This is a genomic window from Levilactobacillus zymae (genome assembly GCF_032190635.1).
GTDB lineage: Bacteria > Bacillota > Bacilli > Lactobacillales > Lactobacillaceae > Levilactobacillus > Levilactobacillus zymae_A.
Map to the genome: position 1 here is coordinate 267042 of NZ_JAVLAS010000001.1, position 24144 is coordinate 291185.

The window sequence follows — 24144 nt, forward strand, 5'->3', positions numbered from 1 at the left end:
GCCCGACCAGTTACCGGAGTTACCAGTAACTAGTCGGGTTTTTTTGACTTAGAATTCGCGGTGGCCGCCGAGGTAGACCTGTTTATCGGCCTGCACAACGGCGTGAACGTCAGCGACGGGATCGGCCTTCAGTACTTGGAAGTCGGCGAACTTGCCCACTTCCAGGGTGCCGTAATCGGCAGCAACTCCCAGGAGTTGGGCGGAATTGATGCTTGAGCATTGGTAGGCCTGCGCGGGGGTCATCCCAATCTTAGTGAGCATTCTAAATTCTTCGGGGGTCTTGTCGAACCCGTTGAACGGGGTGCCGGCGTCGGTCCCACAGGTAAACTTAACGCCAATCTGGAAGGCCCGCGAGAGGTTCACGTAGGTATCGTCTAGAGCGTCTTCGGCCTTCTTGATTTCCCAGGCGGGCAATACGCCAATGCCATCCTTGGCGGCCGCCCATTCGGCGATTAACGTCGGGGTGAGGTAGGTCCCTTGGGCCACCATCTGCTGGGCCTCCTGCTCATTCACGTAAAAGCCGTGTTCGATGGAGTCAACGCCGGCATCAATCGCGTTTTGAATCCCGGGATTGCCTTCGGCGTGAGCCGCAACGATGCGCCGTTTGTGGTGGGCTTCTTCCACGGCCACGTGCATCTCGGCGACGGAAAGCTGAGGATCTTCCATGAAGTCGTTAGGGGTCATCACCCCACCGGTTGCCATGACTTTGATGCTTTCGGCCCCGTTTTTAAACGCCGTGCGGACGGCCTTACGCATCTCATCGGGAGAATCGACCGCATGGCCACCGTGCGGGGAATCACCGTGACCACCCGTCATGGAGAAGGCCTTACCCGAGGTCATCATGTGTGGGGTGTGGGGCAATTTACCGTCGCACTGCATCCGTTTGAGGGCGATATCCACGTCGTATTCGGTGCCGCATTGCCGGATGTAGGTGACACCGGATTGGAGCAATTGATGGAGGTTTTGCGTGGCAAAGACCGCCGATTCAGCTTCGGTATGCCCGTATGACCCATCAGGAGTGTCGGGACCCGCGGTAATGTGGGTATGGACGTTGAAGAAGCCGGGCATCACGTATTGTCCGTGAAAGTCAACGCGCTGGTCAGTGCTGGTGGGGGTACCGGTCCCCCGGGCCGTGATGCGGCCAGTCTGATCGTCGACCGTGAACCAGGCATTTTCCGTATTGTGATCGGTGGTACCGTCAAAGAAGTTGCAATTGTAAAAAGTTGTCATAACAGATTCCTCCAAGTTTTTTTAAGATACGGGGTGTGTTGCGTGGGACAGATTGGTCACTTCCTCGGTTGGGCTGGGCGTTACTTCCAATAAGCGTATTGATAGTGGGCTTCGTTCAACAGCGAGTATGTCAGGCCGCCGACCTTGTCGCTCACCAACTTGGCTTCGGAAGGTTGATAGACGGGAACGTACCCCTTGACGCTCATCAGGTACTTATCCGCGGCAATCAAGCCATTGTACCGAGCGCTCCCGGTTTGGGCGTTGGCGCTTTGCAGGAGCTGGTTGTATTGCGAATCGTTCCAATTGGTGAAGTTGACGGAGTTGCCTTTAGCGGCTAATTCCAAATAGTCGTCGGCGTCCAGCCAACTGGTCGACCAACCAATCAAATTAATGTCGAACTTCTCGGCGAAGTCGCGGGCGACGTGTTGGGCGTGGGGCAAAGCGGTGATGTTGACGGTCAAGCCCTTGAAGTTCTTTTCCATCACGGATTGGATGTAGGTGCCCACGTGTTTATCGTCGTCACTATCGTCGGTCAGAATGTTCAACGTGACTTTGGACTTGCCGGTTTCCTTCAGATACTTTTGCCAGTAGGCCTTGGCTTTGGTCACGTCGTGAGGCAACAGGTTCCCCACTTCCTTGGCCATGTCTTCACCGGTCTTGGGGTTGGCTTGGTCACCATAGGGAACGGCGCTCGTAGCGGCCTTGGAGCCATCACCCAAGACGTGATTGACCAGTTGATTGCGGTCGATCACGTAGGAAACGGCCTGCCGCAGGTTCTCGGAACTCGTCTTAGCTTGCTTGCTGTTGAAGACCAAAAGACTCATCCGGCCCAGCAAATGGGTTTTCAGTTGTTTTTCGTTGCCGTTGGAGCGAACGTATTGGCCACTAACCGTGGTTTCTTGGATCTTACCGGACTTGAACAGGTTGGCCGCTGTGGTTTCATCCTTGGTGACGCTGACCTTGATGTTGTTGATCTGGACGTTCTTGGCGTTCCAGTAGTGCGGATTCTTGACGTAGTGCCAGCTGGAATTGCTGCCGGTCCAACCGACCAACTTGTAGGGACCGTCACTCATGGTCTTGGCGGCGCTAGTCCCGTACTGCGCACCGTACTTCTTTACGGTGGCGGTGTTCAACGGGTAGTAGTCGCTGGCCACTAGGCTGTTGAAGTACGGTACGGCCTTAGTCAGCTGGATTTGAAGCTTGGTCTTACTCAGGGCCTTAATGCCTAATTTTGAAGGGGCCAGCTTGCCGTGCTGGACCGCGTCGTAATTCTTGAAGGCCGACAGGAGACTGGCGTATTGAGCCTTGGTCTTGGGGTTCGCCATCCGTTGAAGGGACGTGACGAAATCCTGGGCCGTGACGCGCTGACCATTGGCCCACTTGGCATTCTTCTTAAGGGTGAAGGTGTAGGTTTTCCCATGGTTTGTAGGTTGCACGATTTTGGTCGCTACGCCGGGGATAATCTTGTTCGATTTGCTATAGGTGTAGAGGCCTTCCATGGTCTGCGAAATGACGCTACCACTGTTGGTATCGGTGGATTTGTTCGGGTCGGCCGTAGCCGGTTCGTCGGCTAAGGTGACGTTTAACGTTCGGTTCTTGGTCTGGCCGTTGGCTTGACCGCAGGCGCTTAACGTGACCGCCAACAGAAAAGCGGCGGGAATCATAAATAGTGAACGATGCATAAGCAAGGACCTCCTAGGTGTGTCAATCGATGCGGTGGCCAACGACAAAAAGCGCCCTTACGGAAAATGTTTCTCCGTAAGGGCGCAAGTTTTTGCACGGTACCACCTTAGTTGGTTCTTAACATGAACGGCGGCTCCTAGAGGCAATTTCTCACAGGCTAGGTCCTGTGGGGGCCACACCGCGATTCAAGTGCAGGGATAACGGCTGCGGCCGGTCGGGCTTACTAGAATTCAGCTGACAGTTCGGAAGGGAGTTCACGTGGTGTCGGGGTTCCCGCTCACACTAAACCGGGATCGCTTAACGCCCAAGGCCACGTTACTAGTCTTCTTCATAACTTTTTAATTTTCTCATCGATTGTTAATGATTGCTAGTTTAGCGAGGCGACCGTAAAATGTCAACCGTTTTTAAAAAATTAATTGCTGACTGAATGGGTAAATCCCGGGTGGCTGTAAGTAAATTTAGCTCAAAAAAATTCCGCAACAATCGGCTGATTGCTGCGGAACCATTGAATTTACTGGCGAACCTGCAAGATGTTGTCGAGTGGGGCTCGTTTAGGTCGTAATTGATTCAGCTGGTTGTCTTTAGGGTATCCTAGTGCGATTCCCATGAAGAGGGCTTCGTCGGTGGGAATGTCGAATGCTTGGCGAATTTCGGCGGGATACCGGACCAGTTCGTAGGCCGGCACGCCGCTAACCCCGTGGGCTTGCGCAGCCAGTAAGATGCCGTACCCGAAGGCGCCGACATCGTAAGCCGAATAGGCCGAAGCGTCCCGCGGCATGGGCAGGTACACGATGGCCGGCGCGTTGAAGAGGTGCTTTTGGCTGCTAACGAAACGGGTCTGTTCTTTAGCGGAGAAAAACGCCAACATGTTGGCCCGCCACGCATCTAGATTGGCTTGGGGGGCCGCCGCCCAGGTCTTCGGGGGCACGACTTCGGTCCAACTCTTGGTGCCCTGACTGGCTAATTCGAAGTGATGTTGGCGAATTCGTTGCACCACGTCGCCCAAGGCCAAGTAAGCCTTCCAAGGTTGGGTATTCTCCCACGACGGTGCGTTTTGGGCGGTGTAGAGGATAGCCTTTAACGTCTCCAAGTTTACGGGGCGGTCGCTAAAGTCCCGGGCGGAATGCCGGTTGGTTAAAAGATTTTGATCGCTCATCTGCTAACTTCCTTTCAGCATGTCATAGTGGTTGTATCCCCATTTTATCGTGCTGAACGCAGAAAACAACCTTGATGCTTCCAAGCTAGGCGGTGAAGTGTTCGATGATGGCCGCCAAAGTTACACCGGCATTGGGCTGGTTGGTCTTACGGTCGTAGTAGGCTTGAAAACGCGGATCGGCACGGTAGAGTTGGGCCAAACCCCGGTGCTGCGCAGTCGTGTAATTGTTCCACGTGAAACATAGCCAGTCTTTGTGCGCCGTAAAAATCCGTTGGGCAATCGGACCAGTGGTGTCTTGGGTCTGAGCCACCTGGGCTAAATCGGTGAGCAAATGTTGTTCGATGGTCTGCATGGCCTGGTAATCGGCGGCACTCAGGTGGGCGAACCGTTGTTGACTGGCGGTGACGGCGGCTTGGCCGTAGCGTTGGCGGGCTTCGGCACCGTATTGCTGGTCGTTAGTGGTGAGGGCTTGCTGCTTAAATGCGGCAAATTTTTCTGAATCGGTCATTTGGGGACCTCCTTGATGGGCCGCTAACGTGCGGTCCAGTTGTTGGAGCAACTCAGTTAGGCGCAGTTGTTCAGCACGCAACGCGTTCCGTTGTCGGCGGAGCGCCACGTCTTGGTCCGCTAAAGACTGGGTCAATAATTCTTGAATTTCGGCCAAGGTAAAGCCAAAGGCCTGCCAGTAACGAATTCGTTGGAGTTGATCGACCTGCGCCGCGGAATACTCGCGGTAACCGTTTTGGGGATTGCGTTGCGCGGGTAACAGACCAATCTGATCATAATACCGAAGAGTTCGTGGACTAAGGCCTGCCAGCTGGGCGAGTGCTTGAATCGAATAAGACATGGAAAGGACCTCCCTGAGTTGCTTAAGTTCTAGTGTAAAGGTTGTCGTGACGTCAAGGTCAAGGGGGAAGCTGGTTAAATTTAAAGTTCGGCGTAACCGCGTCAGACCGGGATTTAAGCGAGAATCAAATTTTGTGAACGGCCGGGGTTGTGATAAAATAAAAGTATTCTTTAGTGCGGTCAGGCTCACCGCTTTTTGACCGGGTGATACCGCCGTGGATAGACTTTTTGTACGAATCAGATGAGGAGTAAGTATGCACAAACTATTTTCGCGGGCAAACGTCCCCGAGTTCTTACAGAACCGGCGGCTCCGGGGGCTCGCAATCATGACGGCTGGCTTAGCCATTCTTGGGATAGTCCTGTCGTTCCTACTTAATTGGATTTTTGGTATCGTCATTTTAGTCTTAGTCGGCATTGGGATGTTCGGGGTGTTTAACACCATGGCAGAAATCGGTGCCGACACCGCTCAGTACATCTCCGATCTCTCCTACCGGATTCAACAAGGTGAGCAGGAGTCGTTGATTCGCATGCCGCCTGGTGTGATGATCTTGGGCACCAGCAACCAAGTCGAATGGCTTAATCCCTACTTACAACGGTACTTTGATGACCAAAACGTGTTGGGGCGGTCGTTGGATACGGTCGATGCCGAATTAGCGAAGTTGGTAGCGACCACCAAACCGGAAACGTTGACCACGGTTAAGTGGCGCGATTACCGGTTTTCGATGTACGTTCAGCCCGATTTTCACGCCGTGTACCTCTACGATATCACGCATTACCAGTTGATTCAGGAGCAATACGACGATGAAAAGATTGCCATTGGGCAGATTTTCTTGGATAACTATGATGAAATTACGCAATCGATGACCGACCAAGACATTTCGAACCTCCGTAATTATGTGACCAACGAATTATCTTCGTGGGTTCAACAGTTCGATATGTACTTGAAACAGCTCGACGATGATCACTACTTCATTTTAGCCTACGCGAAGTCGTTAGCGGCAATTGAAGCCGATAAGTTCAAGATTTTGGACACCATTCGGGAGAGTACGTCGAAACAGAACTTCCCATTAACGTTAAGTATCGGGATTGCCTACGGGGACCCGAACTTAAACAAACTGGCCGACCAAGCTCAGAGTAACCTGGACCTGGCGCTGGGCCGGGGTGGGGATCAGGTCGTGGTCAAGGCTGCCGATCAGGAAGCCCGCTACTACGGCGGGAAGACCAACCCCATGGAGAAACGAACGCGGGTCCGTGCCCGGATGATTTCGCAAGCCCTACAAGAGCTGATGAACGAGTCCGACCAGATTTTCGTCCAGGGGCACACCCAACCGGATATGGATTCGCTGGGGGCTTGCCTGGGGATTCGTCGGATCGCCAAGATGAACAACAAGACCTGTTGGATTGTCTTAGACCAGGAAATGGTCCACTCCGACGTTCAGCGGTTGCTGGATGACCTGAAAGGCTATCCCGACATTGCGGCGACCATCATTTCGCCGGAAAAGGCACTGGAAAAGGCCACCGACCAAAGCATGTTGATCATGGTCGACCACTCCAAGCCGTCGATTACCATTGCGCCGGACCTGTATCACCGGATGGAAAATCGAGTGATGATCCTTGACCATCACCGGCGGGGTGAAGAGTTCCCCGAAAATCCGTTATTGGTCTACATCGAACCGTACGCCAGCTCGACCTGTGAACTGATTACCGAAATGTTCGAGTACCAGTCCCAGGAGGGTGAACCCATCAACAAGGTGGAGGCCACGGCCATGTTAACCGGGATCTTCGTGGACACCAAGCACTTCTCGTTACGGACCGGGACGCGGACCTTCGATGCCGCCAGTTACCTGCGTTCAGCGGGAGCCGATGCCATCGAGATGCAACAGTATATGAAGGAAAACGTCGATAGTTACCTCCAACGCAACCACCTGATTGAGCTGGTCGAGTTCGTCAACGAGGACATGGCCCTGGTGGCTGGCGAAGAGGACCAAACCTACGATCCGGTCACCGCGGCTCAGGCCGCTGACGACCTGTTGAATATGTCGGGGGTTGATGCGTCGTTTGTGATTACGCGGCGTGATGACGGTCGGGTCGGCATTTCCGCCCGGTCGTTAGGTCGGATTAACGTGCAACTGACCATGGAAGCCATGGGCGGTGGGGGGCATCTCTCCAACGCGGCGACCCAAATTGCCGATAAATCCGTGGCCGAGGTCAAGCAACAATTATTAGATATTCTGAACCATGCCGATGACCCAGAAACCGTTGAACAGTAGTTAATTGCGTTCATTAGGGATTCGGCGTAGGATAAAATTATGAACTATTGAGGAGTGACCGACGTGAAAGTGATTTTTACCAAGGACGTCCGCGGCAAAGGTAAACGCGGTGAAATTAAGAACGTGCCTGACGGGTACGCGCAAAACTTTTTGATCAAGCGGGGCATGGCTAAAGAAGCTAACCAATCCGCGATGAGTCAACTCAACGCGGAACGGAAGGCCGAACAGCGGCGCGAAGCTGAGGAATTAGCCGAAGCTAACCAGTTGAAGACCCACTTGGAAGACGATAAAACGGTGGTTGAAATCCTCGCCAAGGCCGGTGAAGACGGTCGGTTGTTCGGATCCATCCCCAGCAAGCAAATCGTCCAAGCCTTAGACAAGCAGTTCAACTTGAAGTTGGATAAGCACAAGGTTGATTTGCCGGAACCAATTCGTTCATTAGGCTACACCAACGTACCAGTTAAATTACACGCCGACGTGACCGCCAAGATTCGGGTTCACGTGGCCCAAAAGCAAAAATAAACTAAACGGGTGGTTTCACTAAGCCCTTGATATCAACCGGTCCCCCAAGATCTTTGGATTTTGGGGGACCGGTTTTTGTCCCCCAGATTTGGTATAATTCTAACCAAAGTTCCCACTTGGCGCGGGCCTTGAGCGCGGGCGTTTACGGGTGGGAAGGTCATCGGTCTTTTCGTGCCCCCACGCATGTGTTAAGATTGATTTCTGATAGACAACAGCAGTTGTAAAAAAATATCAAAGTTAATTGAGAAAAGTCCGAGGCTAAGGATTTCGATTAACCTAGATGGGCTAGTTTATCCGCCCCACTAGTTGTTAAATCTCGTTGAATTATAGCGGAGGTTTAGGAGAGGTATTCGCCAAGTTTTAGTTAAGGAGTTAGTGAGGATTAAGAATGGACAATAGTGCACTAACAGACCACACACCACCACAGAACCTCGAAGCCGAAAAGGCCGTCTTAGGGGCGATCTTTTTGAGTACCGACGCGTTGGTGGATGCGCTGGAATACCTAAGCCCGGAAGATTTCTATCGCCGGGAACATCAAATTATTTTTCAAGCCATGATGGATCTAAACGACCGCGATGAAGCCATCGATGTCGTGACCATCACGGACCTATTGACCGCCAAGAACCAATTGGATGACGTGGGCGGCGTGACCTACATTGCCGAACTGGCCGGCTCCGTGCCGACCGCGGCCAACGCCACCTACTACGCCAAGATTGTGCAAAATAAGGCGGTCCTGCGGCGGTTGATTCAAACCGCGACCAACATTGTGACGCAAGGGTACCAACAAGACGGCGACGTGACCGAAATTTTGGACAACGCCGAAAAAGACATCATGAACGTGGCTGAGATGCGGAGTCAATCCGGCTTTAAGCAGATTCGCGAAGTTCTGAGTCAGACCTTCGAGGACATCAACGAGTTGGCCGAAAAGGGCGACACGATTACCGGGCTATCCACCGGGTATGCCGAACTGGATAAGATGACCACCGGATTACACGACGACGAATTGATGATCCTCGCCGCGCGGCCGGCCGTCGGGAAGACCGCCTTTGCGCTGAACATCGCGCAAAACGTGGGGACCCGAACCGATAAGACCGTCGCCATCTTTAGTCTGGAAATGAGTGCTGAATCGTTGGTTAACCGGATGTTATGTGCGGAAGGCTCCATCGACGCCAACCACTTACGGACCGGGCAACTGACCGAAGACGAGTGGAACAATTTGGTGATGGCCATGGGCAGCCTGTCCAAGGCCAGCATCTACATCGATGACACGGCCGGCAACAAGATTACCGAAATTCGGGCCAAGTGTCGGCGGTTAGCCAAGGAAAAGCAAAACCTAGGCCTCATCGTGATCGATTACCTGCAACTGATTGAAGGGACCAACCACGAAAGCCGGCAACAAGAAGTGTCTGATATTTCGCGGCAGCTTAAGAAGCTGGCCAAGGAATTGCACGTGCCCGTCATCGCGCTTTCACAGCTATCACGGGGCGTGGAACAGCGGCAAGATAAGCGGCCGGTACTGTCCGATATCCGGGAATCTGGGTCGATCGAACAGGATGCCGACATCGTGTCGTTTCTCTACCGGGACGATTATTACGAACGCGAAGGCGGCGATGAGGACAATAACGACAGTGATCCCCGCGAAGAGGGCAACGAAGACGTGGGGGAAGTCGAAGTCATTATTGAAAAGAACCGGTCGGGTCCGCGGGGCACGGTCAAGTTGCTTTTCGTCAAGTCCTTCAATAAATTCTCATCCGTGGCCTACGTGCCGGACGGACAGGGATAAGCTAAAGCAGGTGAGTCGGCGTTACGCCGGGGCTCGCCTGTTTTTATTTGGGGTGTTAATTCGTCCGGATAAGTAAAAACTGAACGAAAATCTGTGGTTTTATCAGCAAATTCGGTAAAATTCATACGGATGTGCTAGAAAGTTCACACTTTCGTCATATTTACCAGCTAATATATACAACATAGAAGTTAACCAAATGGTTGCTTCTACCAAAGATTAACAATCTTTTTTCATGTACTCCTCCTCCCCTGGAATAATGAAAAAATAGTTAACGTCATTTTTATGACGTTACCCCTACTCCGATGACCATCGCTTTCCCCGAGCGATGGTTTTTCTTTTGGTTAAAAAGAGTGCGAACAGGGGCGGTTAACTGGCGAGCATTAACGTCATTCGGAGAATTCACCCTGAACCTGGGTGAATTTTCCGAATGGGGTTAAGCGGAACCAGTTGCCCCCAGTAAGCACGTTTCGGCACCATCCAGAAAAAAACTTTCAATCAGCAAATCACGCGGTAACCCAGTCACCACCCGGGTTACCGCGTATTTTTCGTAAATTAGTTAGAAAAATAGTTAGTTTTAGTTGTATTTATCTAACTAAAGGGTTAAGATAATGGCCATGCAGTTGAAGTTAAGCAGCCGGTCCGCGACTCGCTCGCGCCAACCACGCCGCAATTAATCATTAAACTTAACCAAGTTAGAGGGGATTTAATATGGAACGTCGCGTCACCGCGCCGCGCACGGCGCCAACCCGGTCCGCCGGGAAATTTAACCTGAAAGCATTTTTACACCTGATTCGGCAAACTCAACCGAAATATTGGCAACTCTGGGTGGGTTTGGCGCTAGGACTAGTCGCCACCGGGGCCCAACTAGCTGCCCCGAAGTTTGCCCAGACCCTGATCAACGGCTTCAGTCATGGGATTAATCAAGGATTGCTGGGCCTGATCATTGGCCTGTTCGTCCTGAGTGCCCTGATTAGTGCCCTTTCCGGAGCCTTGCTGGGGATCTTTGGCGAAAACGTGGTCGCCAACCTGCGGAAGACTTTGTGGCAAAAGCTGGTCCGACTGCGGGTCAGCTACTTCGATAGCGTCAAGACTGGGGAGATGACCTCTCGGCTGGTCAATGATTCGACGCAGATCAAAGATCTATTGGCTAATTCGTTTCCCCAGATGGTCACATCGCTACTTCAATTGTTAGGGGCGTTGGTCATCATGGCATTGATGGATTGGAAGATGACGGCCATCATGTTTATCGCCTTACCGTTACTGATGGCGATCATGTTGCCGGTGATGCGGCTGAGTAGTAAGGTCGGTCGCCAACGCCAAGACGCGCTGGCCACCTTTAGCGGTAGTGCGAACGATACGTTAAGCGAGATTCGCTTGGTCAAGTCGTCCAACGCCGAAACCTACGAAACGCAAAGCGGATTTGCCCAAATCCAAAAACTCTACCGCATTGGCCTCAAAGAAGCCGTGTATGATTCCATCGCGAGTCCAATCATGACGGCCGGTATGTTGGCATTGTTTGTCGGCGTATTGGTCTACGCCGCAGCCCGGGTGGCCGACGGGTCGATGAGTATGGGGACGTTGGTCTCCTTTCTGATGTACCTGTTCCAAATCGTGGGTCCCGCCGGCATGCTGGCCCGGTTCTTCACCGACCTGTCCAAGGCCAACGGGTCGACCGAACGGGTCCGCGACCTGCTTAACGAACCCGAAGAAGCCTTGACGCTCGGCACGACCCAGCCCATCACCAACCACACGTTGCGCTTAGAGCACGTCGACTTCGCTTACGAAGACGACGGTCAACCCGTGTTGCACGACATCAACATCGAAGCCAAGCCCAACACGGTGGTGGCCTTTGCCGGGCCTTCCGGTGGGGGGAAGTCGACCATCTTTGGCCTGTTAGAGCGCTACTACCAACCAACCGCCGGCAAGGTCTTACTGGACGACCAGGACGTCAACGACCTGAGCCTGATGGATTGGCGTTCCCAAATCGGTTACGTTAGTCAGGACTCTGCCATCATGGCCGGGACGATTCGCCACAACCTGACCTACGGCTTGACCCAGGACTTTACCGACGAACAACTCTGGCACGTCCTGCAGCTGGCCTATGCCGATCAATTCGTCCACGAGATGCCGGACGGCCTGGACACCCAGGTGGGTGAACGGGGCGTCAAGGTTAGCGGTGGCCAACGGCAACGCTTGGCGATTGCGCGGGCCTTCCTGCGTGATCCCCAGATCCTGATGCTCGACGAAGCCACGGCCAGTCTAGATTCCGAATCCGAGGCCATGGTGCAAAAGGCGCTGGGCCAACTGATGCAGGGGCGGACGACGTTGATTATCGCCCACCGGTTGAGCACCATCGTGGATGCCGATAACATCTACTTCATCGACCACGGGCAGGTCAGCGGTCACGGCACGCATCAGGAACTGATGGACCGGTTACCGTTGTACCGCGATTACGTTAAGATTCAGTTTAAAGATTAAATCGAAAGCGCCACGGAGACCGGTGAGTCTCCGTGGCGCTTTTGACGAGTTAACGGGTGAACGTGGCCGCGTCGTGACCTTCCAGGGTCAATAGCGCGATCTTACGGTCGAGAGCACCGGCATAGCCGGTCAATTCCCCGTGCCGACCGAGTACGCGGTGACAGGGAATGACGATGGACAACGGGTTGTGACCAACGGCGCCGCCGACTGCGCGGACCGCGGTGGGCTGGCCCAATTGGTCGGCAAGTTGTTGGTAGGTCACCGTTTGGCCGTAGGGAATCTGCGTCAATCCCTGCAGGACTCGGGCCCGAAAGTCGGTGACTTCCGGATGGAGCGGCAGGTCGAACGGCGAGGGCGCTTGGCCGGCGAAGTAGGCCCGCAACCAATCCAGAGCCAGGTTAAGCGGCGCGGAACTACCGGTGGGCATGGCGGCTAAGTCGTAGTCGGCCCCGAAGTGTTGTTGGTCGGCGAACCACAGGCCGTACAGGGCTTGGTCGTCGCCTAACAGGGTCAAAGGCCCTAACGGCGACGGAGTGGTGAGTTGGTAACGCATGGTCGTTCCTCCTTTAGTCGGTGGTGAGGGTTAAAATCTGCCGGAGCTTTTGCGCGTCGGCTGGTAGAGTGGGTAACTTTTGGATGTCGCCGGGGAGATCGGCCACGGCGGTGGCGGTGCCCAGGAAGGTCATTTTAAGCCAGTCACAGGATAACTTGACTGACTGTTCAATCACGGGCTGAGCCTTGTGGACCGGGTCATCGGCCCCCACAATCAATAGGGAGAGCCGATGACCGGCAAACGAGACGCCGTGGGTGAAACTGTCGAACCAACGGTCGAGAAAGACCTTGAGCTGGCCACTCATGTTGTACCAGTAGACCGGCGTACTGAGGACGATGGTCTCGGCGGCTAGAAACTGCGCCATCAGGTGGTCGTAGTCGTCGCTAGGGTCGCCCTGGGGGTGATTGGTTTCGCGGTAATCGTGTTCAAAGTTAAGGTGAGCGCTAGCCAGGTGAATGGTCTGGTGGGGTAACCCGACCAGCAGTCGTTCCCCGAATGCCGCAGAATTACTGTTGGGCCGTGAAGACCCGTCAATCAAAAGTATCGTCATGGGTAAATCGGCCTCCTTCAATTAAGCCTAGTGTAGAAAATCCCCGCACAAAAAGCAATGCTAACGGGGCTGAGGGGGGCTGGTCGAAAGGCGGGGTCCCGTGATAGAATGGGTCTTAATCTTAATCTCATTTAAATTTAATTTTTAGTAAACGCTTTAGTTCGCGTCATAGCGGGCATTATGGGGCGTTTTTTCCAATGTTAAATTTAATCAATAAACGAAAGGGAGGCTATCAGATGCGAGAAATTCGGCTGCGCTGGCTATTACTGGGAGAACTTTTCAGTAGTATCGGCATGAGTTTTATCTGGCCATTAACGACCATCTACTTACATAACCACCTGGGAATTTCGCTAACCCAGGTCGGTGTCATCTTACTATTTTATTCCTTAGCCAACGTGATTGGCAGTGTCATCGGGGGCCGACTTTTCGACCGCCTGAATCCCTTCTACTTGACGGTGGGTGGGGTCAGCGTGTCACTGATCACCATGTTAACGTTGATCTTTAACCACGGTTGGCCCGCGTTCCCAATTGCCCTGCTCTTCTTGGGGTTTGCCTCGGGGTGGACACTAACCATGGTTAACTCACTGGGGACCACGATTCACAGCCGCGATGGGCGCTACATCTTCAATATGTTGTACTTCTCGCAAAACTTCGGGATCGTCATCGGGACCGCCATGGTCGGATTCATTTACAGCATTAGCATCACCCTGCTGTTTAGTATCGCGACTAGCTTGTTCGTGGCCTTCATGCTAGTGGTGTTAAGCACCTACCACGTGCCGGCCGTGACGCAACGGCAGGTGCGGACCAAGGAGACCCAGAAGGTGGCGTTACCCAAGGCAAACCGCTTCATTATGGGAAGCTTTTTCATCTCGCTGGTGATCATCTGGATTATGTACGAACAATGGAACTCGAACCTGTCCGTTTACATGACCGGGATGGGTATCCTGATGCGCGACTACAGCTTGTTATGGACGATTAACGCCACGCTGATCGTGGTTTTTCAGGCCTTACTCAACTGGTTGTCCAGTTTCTTCACCAACCTGTATCTGCAGGTGTACGCTGGGATCTTTTTCGTGGCGCTATCGTTTGTGACCCTGATCTTTGCGAAGGATTACCTGCACTTCGTGATTGCCATGGTGATTCTGACCATGGGTGAAGCGACGGCCTTTCCGGCCATTCCGGCGATTGTTAACAGCCTGACGCCCAACGTGGTGAAGGGTAAGTACCAAGGCATGGCCAACGCGTGGGCGTCGTTAGGTCGGGCACTAGGTCCCTTATTCGGGGGACTGGTCATCGATTACGTATCCTATACGGCACTCTTCGTGGTGGCGGCGGTCGCCAATTTGTTAGTTCTCGGGCTAAACGTCTTGGTGATTACGGGAAACCGGCGGAAGGTCGAAGTTTATAAGTAAAATAATATTGGTTGGGTGTATAATAAACTAAGAGCATCGGAATATTGTAATTAGGGGAATGAACATGAAAAAAATTATCCGGGGAATCAGCGGGCTGTTACTGGGCTTGGTGGCTGGGTTTTTCCTATGGGAAACTCACACCGCGCAGAACCAGTCGACCGTGACGGACTCGGTAGTCCAGCCGACATCCGGCCAAACGGCGGTCCAGTTGACGAATTCAAGTGGGCGCCATGGTCACGTTGAGATGAAGACGCAAACGACCACCAGTCAGGCGGGGAAGACGGTCAGTCGCGAAACCACAACCATGACGTATCAGCACAAGCAACCATGCCATCATTAATGAATATTGCGGAAAATAAGTCGATTAATTTGGAATAAAACAGCTTTTATACAAAACGACGGTCCTAGTGTTACAAGGGATCGTCGTTTTTTTACGCGAATATTCAAAATATATGCACAAAATTGAATGTTTATAAAACGTTTGACACTAAAAATGAATGGTGATACCTTATATATAAATTAAAAGTAAAGAGCAAGTCGAGAAGAGTAACGGGGCGGAGCCGCCCAGCAAGTTCGGAGAGCTGACAGCCGAACCCGCGAACCCCCGCGAAGCGCATCTCGGCGTCGTCATGGTGAACCCGAAGTAGCCGTGGCCGGTTCGTGGTCGTTACCCCACGCGCACTTTTGAGGAGTGCATTGAGTAAAAAAACAAGGTGGTACCGCGACGCATTCGCCCTTGTTGACCAGCGATGGTCAACAAGGGCGGGTGCGTTTTTGGGTAATTAAGGAGCGATGACGATGAATAAACACGTGATGGGATTAGGATTGAGTTTAGGCTTATTAGCCATTGTTGGTCTGGCTGGCTGTGGCACGACGCAGGCCCAAAGTAAGAGTAAGAACGCGACGTTAGGGGTTACCTTGGTGGGCAATCCCGCCACGGCGGACCCGGCCATTTCCGGGGACGTCAATAGTTCCAGCATGATTGCGCAGACCGAAGAAGGCCTGTACACCCTGGATAAAAACGGTAAGGTCGTGGCCGGGGTGGCCGAAAAAGTGGTCAAGCCTACGCAGAATGGGACCGTCTACACCTTTAAAATTAAAAAGAACGCCAAGTGGCAAAACGGGGACCCCGTGACTGCCCAAGACTTTGTGACCTCGTTCGAGTGGCAGGTCAATCCTAAGTCGAAATCCCAGGTGGCCAACAAGCTGAAGTACTTGAAGAATTACGATGCCGTGCAAAGCGGCAAGTTAGCTCCTAGTAAGTTAGGCGTCAAAGCCCTTGATGCGCACACGTTACAGTTAACCCTCTCCAAGCCACAGCCCTGGCTACCCGATATTTTGGCTACGGCCGAATACCCGATGAAGACGGACCTCTTCAAGAAGTATGGCAGTCACTACGGAACCTCGGCCGCCAAGACCATGTCCGAAGGGCCTTACAAACTGGTCGGTTGGAGTGGCAACAGTGATAGTTGGACCTACGTGAAGAACGACCACTACTGGAACGCCAAGAGTGTCCAGATCCCGAAGGTTAGCGTCCAGGTCGTCAAGGATGCCGGGACGGCGGTCAACCTGTTCAAGTCGGGCAAGGTGCAAGAAACCTACCTGACCGGTCAATATATCAAGCAGAACGCCAAGAACCCGGAAATGACCACCACGTTGAACAGTTCGATGCGGTTCCTGGAATTTAACGACAAACGGACCGTGACGCACAACACCAAGGTGCGGCAAGCCTTCTCGTACATCGTCAACCGGAAACAGGTGACCGATAACGTCTTACAGGACGGCTCACAGGCCGCTAAAAGCTTGATTCCAACCGGTGACGGGAACGACCCGCAGACCGGTGAAGACTTCGCCAAGGAAGTCGGCAACCTGGTCAGTTACAATCCGCAGAAGGCTACGACCCTCTGGAACCAGGCGAAAAAGGAATTGGGCATCAAGAAAGCGAGTCTGGAGCTCCTGACGGCCGACACGGACGAACAGCAGCACGTGGCCCAATATCTGCAACAACAGGCCCAAAAGTACATGCCAGGTCTGAAGATTACCATCAAGGCCTTACCACTGGCCCAACAGATTAACAAGGGTTCGCAAGGCAACTACGATATCGACCTGGACGGCTGGACCACCGGTTGGCGGGACCCCGCGGACTTCTTACAGATGGCCGACGGGACCAGTTCGGTCAACTTCACCAAGTGGAAGAACGCCCATTTCACCAATTTAATGAGTGAGATCGACAACACGGCCAAGTACACCACGCAACAACGGTGGAATTTAATGAAGAAAGCCGATACCTACGTGACGCAGCAAGCGGGCTTAGTCCCACTGTATCAGCAGGCGAAGGCCCACTTAGTTTCTAAGCAAGTTGGCGGATTGAAGTACACCATGATGAGCGACGCGCAATACAAGTACGCTTACTGGAAGTAAATTTTTAAATCAAGTGTGTGGGCAAGGCGGTGACGACCAGTGAGTCGGCGCCGCCTTTTTGTGACCAGTTAGCGACCTAATTGACCGATTAGCGGGAAAGACTAGGCGGTAGCGCGTGAGTTAGCTAAACTGAAAGGTGTTCAGGAGAGGAGACGATGACGTGCAAGTCATGGTTGAAGTGGCGACTAAATTAAAGCAGGCCTTTCTAACGATTCACGCGCCCGCTGAGACCCCGGAAATTGCCCAACTCAAGACGACGTTGGAGCAAGTGACGCAACCATTGTGGTTGGTGGGGTATCAAGAGAAGCGAACTACGCAATTAGCCGTGCTGACGGTGACGCGATTTTATACCGCCGATAAGCAGGTCTGGGCGGAAACGCCCACGGGGACCTATTTGATTCACTGGCGGTTATACGAATTAATGGCGCGGTTACCGGCACCGCCGAGTTACGTTTCCCGGTTCACCACGCCGCTACTAGCCACGGTGGTCTCGGCTGGGTTGTGGGTGTTGATTGGGGAGCTGTGGACGTGGACCAGCTTGTTCTTCACGGTGGAGCGATGGAGCATTACCCGCGCCACCGGGTGGCATTTGGTCGTTTCCTACCTGGGGATGACCACGCTAGCCATCCTGTGTGGCTGGTTCCCGCTGAATGTGCTCTGGCTGAGTTTTTACACCGGAATCTACACGGTGGTTTACCTGGTTGTGTGGTCATTAGAAATGGGAGCCGCACGCCGAGAGATTGCCCGGTTGAACCAAACGTTGAAGCAACGCTAAAGCATCGTCTATCTAAAAATGATGCGTAAAACAATACGCCTGCTAAGACCGGTTGAGTCTTAGTAGGCGTATTTAGTCGGTGGGCCGAGTTGGGTGATTTTGAATAAGCATTCTTAAAATGGATAAATACTCGGGACACAAAAAAACCGCCATCATCACTGATAGCGGTTTTCGATATGATGGGCAGTCAGGGGATCGAACCCTGGACCCACGGATTAAGAGTCCGTTGCTCTGCCAGCTGAGCTAACTGCCCATATCTTTTCAACGAAAATAATCATAGCATGTCAGCCGGGGGTGATGCAAGTCTTTTTTGAAAAAAATGGCTCTATACTTTTTCCTGTTGATGAACTACCAATGTGGTAATCTATTAACAGGATTTTTTTGAAAAAAAAAGAGGCCCACAGGTCCCCACACACAAAAAAATCCACCCACTACAGCATCATCAAAGGATGTGAGAAACCATGAACCCTATAGATAATAATATAAAATTTTCACTCAGTATTAAAGACCCAAATGTTATTTTTTTCAGTTATAAGCATCAATTCATAAAATCAAAACCTGCTAAAGTCTATGTTGCCAATGTAAAAGCCACTTATACAAGGTGTCCTCAATGTGGTTTTGAAAACTTTAGTCATAACGGACACTATGTGTCACGCGTTTCATATCCGTCGGCCAACGCTAGTGAGCCCGTCTATCTTGAACTTCATAAAGAACGATTAATCTGTAAAAATTGTGGAAACTCGGTAATGGCAACAACAGACCTCGTCAATAAGTATTGTAATATTTCCAAAGCTACCAGACAAAAAATATTCATGCATCTTCAGGATGATCGTACTCAGACTAGTATTGCTTTAGATAATAGTGTTTCTCCCAGTACCGTTTGTCGCTATTTAGACAACTATGATGATCTATTTCGGAGAAATTATCATTCTTTACCTGAGCACTTATCTATGGATGAATTTCGTGGTGTTGGCGGCGATTTCCACTTTCTTTGTATTAACGGTGATGGTGATCATGAAATTCAACAGATCCTACCGGATCGCTTTAAACAAACTATTATTGATTACTTTAATAAGTTTGACAGCACCGCTAGAAAGCAAGTAAAGACAGTTTCTCTGGACCTTAATAGTTACTATCAAGATATCGCCAGATTGGTATTTCCAAATGCCAAAATAATTGTCGATCGTTTTCATATTGTTGCGATGATGACTAGATCTTTTAACCAAAGTCGCGTTCAAATTATGAAAGAATACAAGAAACAATCCAAGGAATATCGGATGCTTAAATTCTCCTGGAAACTTTATTTAAAACACTTCGATGAGCTTGAGATTAAAAAAACATTTTTCGATCGACACCTTAGGAAACAAGTAACTCAACTCGAAAGAGTTCAGTTAGGTCTAGATGTTGATGAAAGACTGTTAAATACTTATAACGCCATGCAAGGCATTATGATATGTCTTAAAAATCACGACAAAGATGGTCTTGTTCAATATTTATATAACAACGATAAGCTTAGCTCGCAAATGAAAGATGTTTTAACCACATTTAAAAAGAATCTTGAAATAGTCCTCAATGCCAGTGAATCAAAGTATTCTAATGGTCCAATTGAAGGGATCAATAGAATGATTAAGCAAATTCAAAGAACTGCCTTCGGTTTCCGAAATTATCACCACTTAGTTTCAAGAGTTAAATTACAACAAATGAGAACCAAACCAAACAAAAAGACACTGTTAGAAGTTGCATAACTTCTAACAGTGTCCCAAATTCATCTATCAACAGGATTTGACAAAGAGCCAAAAAAATTGATTTTTATACATTCACGGAATAAAAAAATCAGCAAGCACGAAGCCAATTCTTCGTACAAGCTGATTAATGGTAAAGATATGATGGGCAGTCAGGGGATCGAACCCTGGACCCACGGATTAAGAGTCCGTTGCTCTGCCAGCTGAGCTAACTGCCCATATCTTTTCGACGAGAACTATCATAGCATGTCAGCTATGGGGATGCAATCCTTTTTGTCAAAAAATTTGATTTAAATTGGCGATTTTTTAAATAAGCCGTAACCAATTCGGATGGAATCCCCGAGAAATCAGCATTTCGGGCTAATTTAATTAACGATTGAACTTTTAACGGTCAATGGACCAACTCACCGAACAACCGGTGCATGATAGATGAAATAATTAGGCTAATGTTTGAGTAACAACTACAATCGTTCACTTGGATTGACTAATGGGAGTATTTCCTGGGAAATTTCAAGTTAAGGAGAGCTTAAGGCCGGGATGGAACGGGCCTGAAACCTGCTGCCGGATGTGTTATAATTCAAGTAGCGCCCGAATTGTATCGTTTACCGGAAGTTTATCGGGACGAACGGCGCACTTGAGATTCACGTGGGTCATCCTGGTGGTGGCCCCCACATTCCTTGACTTTAAACGAACGTAACACCAAGCACAACTTAATTGGAGTGGTCCCACCGACGATGGTTTTGTGACATCCGGTGGTTGACCTGCCGATAATCCTGCAATTATCGGATTGATCTGTCTTTTTTCCTTAAGGAGGAAATTTTTAATTATGGCCAAAAAAATTCTAGTAGTCGACGACGAAAAGCCCATCTCAGATATCATGAAGTTTAGCCTGGAAAAGGAAGGCTACGAGGTCGATGTCGCTTATGACGGTGAAGCCGCCCTACAACACGTTGAAGAAAACACCCCGGATCTGGTGATCTTGGATCTGATGTTACCGAAAGTTGATGGCCTGGAAGTGGCCCGAGAAATTCGGAAGAAGCACGACATGCCGATCATTATGGTGACGGCTAAGGATTCCGAGTTAGATAAGGTCTTAGGCCTGGAATTAGGGGCCGACGATTACGTGACCAAGCCATTCTCCAACCGAGAACTTGTGGCTCGGGTCAAGGCCAACTTGCGGCGGCAAAATACCGCGGCGCACGCTCAGCCCGAAGAACCGGAAAATCAAGACATCGAAATTGGGGATTTGACCATTCACCCCGAAGCCTACTCCGTGTCGAAGCGGGGGGCTAACATTGAGTTGACCCACCGGGAGTTCGAACTCTTGCACTACTTAGCGCAACACATTGGGCAAGTCATGACGCGAGAACACTTACTCCAGACCGTCTGGGGCTATGATTACTTCGGTGACGTGCGAACCGTTGATGTGACGGTCCGGCGGCTCCGAGAAAAAATTGAAGACAGTCCTTCGCACCCGATTTGGCTGGTGACGCGCCGGGGGGTTGGGTACTATCTACGCAACCCTGATTCCGATCAGGCATAAGCTAGCGATCACGCTAAATCTTTGGCGGAGGAGTATGTAACTTCGTGAATAGCAAAATTAGATTCTTTCAATCGATTCATTTTAAAATCGCGCTGGTCTTTGCGCTGCTGCTGTTACTGACGTTGGAAATCGTTGGGGCCGTTTTCGTGCGGCAATTGGAACACCAAAACCTCAACACGTTCAAGGCCCAACAGGTGGTGCAGACTTACATCGTCAACCGCTTGTCCGACGAACTGGCGGAAACCAATACCACTAAGTCGGATAAACAGATTAAGTCGACGCTGTCCGAAATTACCAACACCAACAACGCCCAGATTCGGGTGATCGATAACAAAGGGACCATCCGGGGCACTAACGAGGTGGATAACCAGGGAATTGTCGGTCAGAAGACCACCGATAGTGACATTAAAAATTCGATTTATAACAACCGCGACGTGGTCCGGACGACCTATAACTCGCAGAACAATAGCCGCTACTACACCACGATTACCCGGATCATTCGGACCCAGGGCAACAACAGTGATTTGGTCGGGGTTATTTATATGCGGGCTAGTCTGGACTCCGTCTACCAAAACATTAACCAAATCACGCTGATTTACGTGTCGGCGACGTTCGTGGCCATCATCTTAGGGTTGGTCATGGCGATTATTATTTCCCGGGCAATTACCCGGCCCATCGATGAAATGAAGAAACAGACGCTGCGGATTGCCCGGGGGGATTACTCCGGCCACGTGCACGTCTACGGTAACGATGAGCTGGGACAGTTGGCCAGTGCCGTCAATAACCTGTCCGTGCGGGTCGAAGAGGCTCAAGAATCCACGGAATCGGAACGACGCCGTTTGGACTCCGTGATGGCCCACATGACCGATGGGGTCATTGCCACCGACCGCCGCGGGAACGTCACGATTATCAACGAAACCGCCAGCAGCTTCTTGGATACCGATGGCGACGATGCGGTTGGCAAGTCTATCTTGGACCTGTTGGCCATTCGGCAGGATTACACCTTACGGGAACTGCTCGAAGATCCCGATGATTTAGTCTTGGACTTCTCGACCAAGGACCATGACCTGATTTTACAGGCCTACTTCTCCTTGATTCAGCGGGAATCCGGGTTTATTTCCGGGATTGTGTGCGTCCTGCATGATGTCACCGAACAACAAAAGATTGATCAGGATCGTAAGCAATTCGTGTCCAACGTGTCACACGAGCTGCGAACGCCACTAACCAGTGTGCGCTCGTACATCGAAGCGTTGTCCGAAGGGGCCTGGAAGGATCCCAAGGTGGCCCCGGATTTCTTGAAGGTCACCCAGGAAGAAACCGACCGGATGATCCGCATGATTAACGACTTACTGACGTTGTCACGGATGGACTCCGGGACGCAGAAGCTGGACCTGGAAATGGTCAACTTAAACGAGCTCTATAACTACGTCTTGGACCGGTTCGACATGATGATCAAGCAAGACGACCATCCCGAGAAGACCTACACCATCAAGCGCGAATTTACCAAGCGCGACTTGTGGGTCGAAATCGATACCGACCGGTTCACCCAGGTACTGGATAACTTGATGAATAACGCCATCAAGTATTCCCCGGACGGTGGAGTCATTACCTGCCGGCTGTTGGAGACGCACAACAACGTGATTTTAAGCGTGTCTGACCAAGGTTTGGGGATTCCGCGGGCCGATATTCCGCGGATCTTCGACCGGTTCTACCGGGTCGATAAAGCCCGTTCTCGGGCCCAAGGTGGGACGGGACTAGGGTTAGCCATTTCCCGGGAAGTTGTCCAAATGTTAGGCGGCCGGATTTGGGTCGATAGTCGCGAAGGTCGCGGCTCGACGTTCTACATTTCCTTACCTTACAAGCCGTACGAAGAGGAGGATCTCTGGGATGAAGATAACTAAAGTCCTGTTACCGCTGGGGCTCACCGTTGCGGTGGCCATCAGCATCACCTTCTCGGCCTTGATTTGGACCAACCCGGCGCAATACGAGCATAACCGGCAACGCAGTTCTAACGCGCAGACCACGGAGATTAACGCGCGGCCGCAACGCGACGTCTTTTTGCCGACCCAGGTGGTGGCAACCGACGCCACGGGGACGCAGAAACTCCTGAATAACCGGAAGATTAACCTGACCACCGAGTTACGAGAAGCGCTGGCGAAATGGAAGCTGGGGCGGTTAGCGCGGGTGAATGGGGTGACGCACGCCGACTATCTGGGTTATCTGCAACACAAGGATAGCTTGTTGCTGTCGTACGCCAGTCCGATTAACGTCAAGACCTTCAATACGGTCTTTGGCAGTCAGTTGAAAAGGACCTCGACGCAGTTCTCTAGGATCATGGTTCCCTTAAGCGATGCGAAGTCCCTGTATTTACTGGATGACCGCAAGCAAACCGTTTACCGGATTCGCGTTAGCCACCCCGACGTGCAGGATTTACGCAAGATTTTGAAAGAAAACCTCTTTCGGATCAACGTTAAAATGCAGTGGTTGACCAATACGGCGATGGCGTACGTTACCAGTCAGGTTACGGTCCCGTCGTACAGCTACCTGGTGAACCAGCAATCGAGTGACTACTTCACGACGCGGTTGTTGAATAACGGGGAATCGACCAACGTGACGGCCAAGAAGAACAAAGACAACACCATCTATAGTGATGGGACGTCGCGGCAGTTGACGATTTATAACAAGCTGGGCATGGCTTTGTTTGAGGATTACAGTGCGTTACAGACCTCGCTAAGCTTTGGCCAACAGTTGACCACCAGTTACAAGGCCGTTAAGTCTATCGGGATTCCCATGGAAAACCTGCGCTACTACGGGTACAGTGCGTCCAATCGGACCATGATCTACCGCAGCTTCGTGGAAGGGTTCCCGATCTTTAACCAGAGTAACTACGGTGCGGCGCGGATTCAGCTGCTCTCGCAAGGGGTGCGGCGGTATAACTTCTCGCTGTACAGTCTCCAGGTTCCGGTCCCGAACGATAAGCGGTCGGTGGTCTTACCGGGAACGCAGGCCGTGATTGACCAGCTGAGTGCGGCCGGGTATAGTAAGAAAAAGATTAGTAGCATCCAGTTGGGCTACCAGTGGGCGACCTCGTCGGCTTCTGACAAGGTGGTTGACCTGACGCCGACCTGGTACGTTTACTACAACGGCAGTTGGAAGGATTACAAGCAGCTGCTGAAATAG

Annotated in this window: 18 protein-coding genes and 2 tRNA genes; 12 read left to right on the top strand and 8 right to left on the bottom strand. The window is 51.5% G+C overall.

Features of this window, described 5'->3' with window-relative positions; genetic code table 11:
* Positions 1-48 precede the first annotated feature (48 nt).
* The 4 genes from RI501_RS01115 to RI501_RS01130 form a co-directional block, all read right to left on the bottom strand.
* On the bottom strand, positions 49-1230 hold the full coding sequence (locus RI501_RS01115; protein ID WP_313819964.1) for a metal-dependent hydrolase family protein: 1182 nt from the start codon (positions 1228-1230) through the stop codon (positions 49-51).
* A gap of 80 nt (positions 1231-1310) precedes the next feature.
* Positions 1311-2912 carry a peptide ABC transporter substrate-binding protein gene (locus RI501_RS01120; RefSeq protein ID WP_313819965.1) on the bottom strand — a complete coding sequence of 534 codons (1602 nt, stop codon included), beginning with the start codon at positions 2910-2912 and terminating at the stop codon, positions 1311-1313.
* A 512-nt stretch (positions 2913-3424) separates the two neighbouring features.
* Entirely contained in the window at positions 3425-4069 is a 645-nt protein-coding gene (locus RI501_RS01125) for a nitroreductase (RefSeq protein WP_313819966.1), read from the bottom strand.
* Between the two features lie 85 nt (positions 4070-4154).
* The gene (locus tag RI501_RS01130; RefSeq protein WP_313819967.1) at positions 4155-4916 is read right to left on the bottom strand and encodes a MerR family transcriptional regulator; all 762 of its coding nucleotides are present in this window, start codon (positions 4914-4916) and stop codon (positions 4155-4157) included.
* 253 nt (positions 4917-5169) lie between these two features.
* Here RI501_RS01130 and RI501_RS01135 point away from each other — a divergent pair, with 253 nt between their 5' ends.
* The 4 genes from RI501_RS01135 (at position 5170) to RI501_RS01150 (ending at position 11968) form a co-directional block, all read left to right on the top strand.
* Positions 5170-7185, top strand: a complete 2016-nt coding sequence (locus tag RI501_RS01135) for a DHH family phosphoesterase (protein WP_313819968.1) — start codon at positions 5170-5172, stop codon at positions 7183-7185.
* A 63-nt stretch (positions 7186-7248) separates the two neighbouring features.
* Positions 7249-7707 (top strand): 50S ribosomal protein L9, encoded by a 459-nt coding sequence (rplI, locus tag RI501_RS01140; protein WP_313819969.1) that lies wholly within the window; start codon positions 7249-7251, stop codon positions 7705-7707.
* A 388-nt stretch (positions 7708-8095) separates the two neighbouring features.
* A complete protein-coding gene (gene dnaB, locus RI501_RS01145) occupies positions 8096-9490 on the top strand; it encodes a replicative DNA helicase (RefSeq protein ID WP_313819970.1) in 1395 nt (464 codons plus the stop codon).
* A gap of 708 nt (positions 9491-10198) precedes the next feature.
* Entirely contained in the window at positions 10199-11968 is a 1770-nt protein-coding gene (locus tag RI501_RS01150; RefSeq protein ID WP_313819971.1) for an ABC transporter ATP-binding protein, read from the top strand.
* A 49-nt stretch (positions 11969-12017) separates the two neighbouring features.
* On the opposite strand, the gene RI501_RS01155 is transcribed toward RI501_RS01150, so the two are convergent.
* A complete protein-coding gene (locus RI501_RS01155) occupies positions 12018-12521 on the bottom strand; it encodes a methylated-DNA--[protein]-cysteine S-methyltransferase (protein ID WP_313819972.1) in 504 nt (167 codons plus the stop codon).
* Positions 12522-12534: 13 nt separating this feature from the next.
* On the bottom strand, positions 12535-13071 hold the full coding sequence (locus tag RI501_RS01160; RefSeq protein ID WP_313819973.1) for a flavodoxin family protein: 537 nt from the start codon (positions 13069-13071) through the stop codon (positions 12535-12537).
* Positions 13072-13307: 236 nt separating this feature from the next.
* Between RI501_RS01160 and RI501_RS01165 the strand changes: the two genes are divergently transcribed.
* The 4 genes from RI501_RS01165 (at position 13308) to RI501_RS01180 (ending at position 17679) form a co-directional block, all read left to right on the top strand.
* Positions 13308-14483, top strand: a complete 1176-nt coding sequence (locus RI501_RS01165) for an MDR family MFS transporter (RefSeq protein WP_313819974.1) — start codon at positions 13308-13310, stop codon at positions 14481-14483.
* Between the two features lie 64 nt (positions 14484-14547).
* Positions 14548-14823: a hypothetical protein gene (locus RI501_RS01170; RefSeq protein WP_313819975.1), complete on the top strand. Its 276-nt coding sequence runs from the start codon at positions 14548-14550 to the stop codon at positions 14821-14823.
* Between the two features lie 458 nt (positions 14824-15281).
* Entirely contained in the window at positions 15282-16904 is a 1623-nt protein-coding gene (locus RI501_RS01175; RefSeq protein WP_313819976.1) for a peptide ABC transporter substrate-binding protein, read from the top strand.
* A gap of 169 nt (positions 16905-17073) precedes the next feature.
* Entirely contained in the window at positions 17074-17679 is a 606-nt protein-coding gene (locus tag RI501_RS01180) for a DUF3021 family protein (RefSeq protein ID WP_313823094.1), read from the top strand.
* 180 nt (positions 17680-17859) lie between these two features.
* Here RI501_RS01180 and RI501_RS01185 read toward each other — a convergent pair.
* Positions 17860-17932, bottom strand: a tRNA-Lys gene (locus RI501_RS01185).
* A gap of 208 nt (positions 17933-18140) precedes the next feature.
* Between RI501_RS01185 and RI501_RS01190 the strand changes: the two genes are divergently transcribed.
* Positions 18141-19424, top strand: a complete 1284-nt coding sequence (locus RI501_RS01190) for an ISL3 family transposase (RefSeq protein WP_010620868.1) — start codon at positions 18141-18143, stop codon at positions 19422-19424.
* Positions 19425-19566: 142 nt separating this feature from the next.
* On the opposite strand, the gene RI501_RS01195 is transcribed toward RI501_RS01190, so the two are convergent.
* Positions 19567-19639 (bottom strand) — tRNA-Lys (locus tag RI501_RS01195).
* A gap of 608 nt (positions 19640-20247) precedes the next feature.
* On the opposite strand from RI501_RS01195, the gene yycF reads away from it, so the two are divergent.
* From yycF to RI501_RS01210, 3 genes are read left to right on the top strand one after another with little or no spacing between them, the layout of a single operon-like run.
* Complete coding sequence (yycF, locus tag RI501_RS01200; RefSeq protein ID WP_313819977.1) at positions 20248-20964, top strand: response regulator YycF; 717 nt, start codon at positions 20248-20250, stop codon at positions 20962-20964.
* Positions 20965-21008: 44 nt separating this feature from the next.
* Positions 21009-22865 carry a cell wall metabolism sensor histidine kinase WalK gene (walK, locus tag RI501_RS01205; protein ID WP_313819978.1) on the top strand — a complete coding sequence of 619 codons (1857 nt, stop codon included), beginning with the start codon at positions 21009-21011 and terminating at the stop codon, positions 22863-22865.
* Positions 22852-24144 (top strand): YycH family regulatory protein, encoded by a 1293-nt coding sequence (locus RI501_RS01210; protein WP_313819979.1) that lies wholly within the window; start codon positions 22852-22854, stop codon positions 24142-24144. The genes walK and RI501_RS01210 overlap by 14 nt, the downstream gene beginning before the upstream one ends.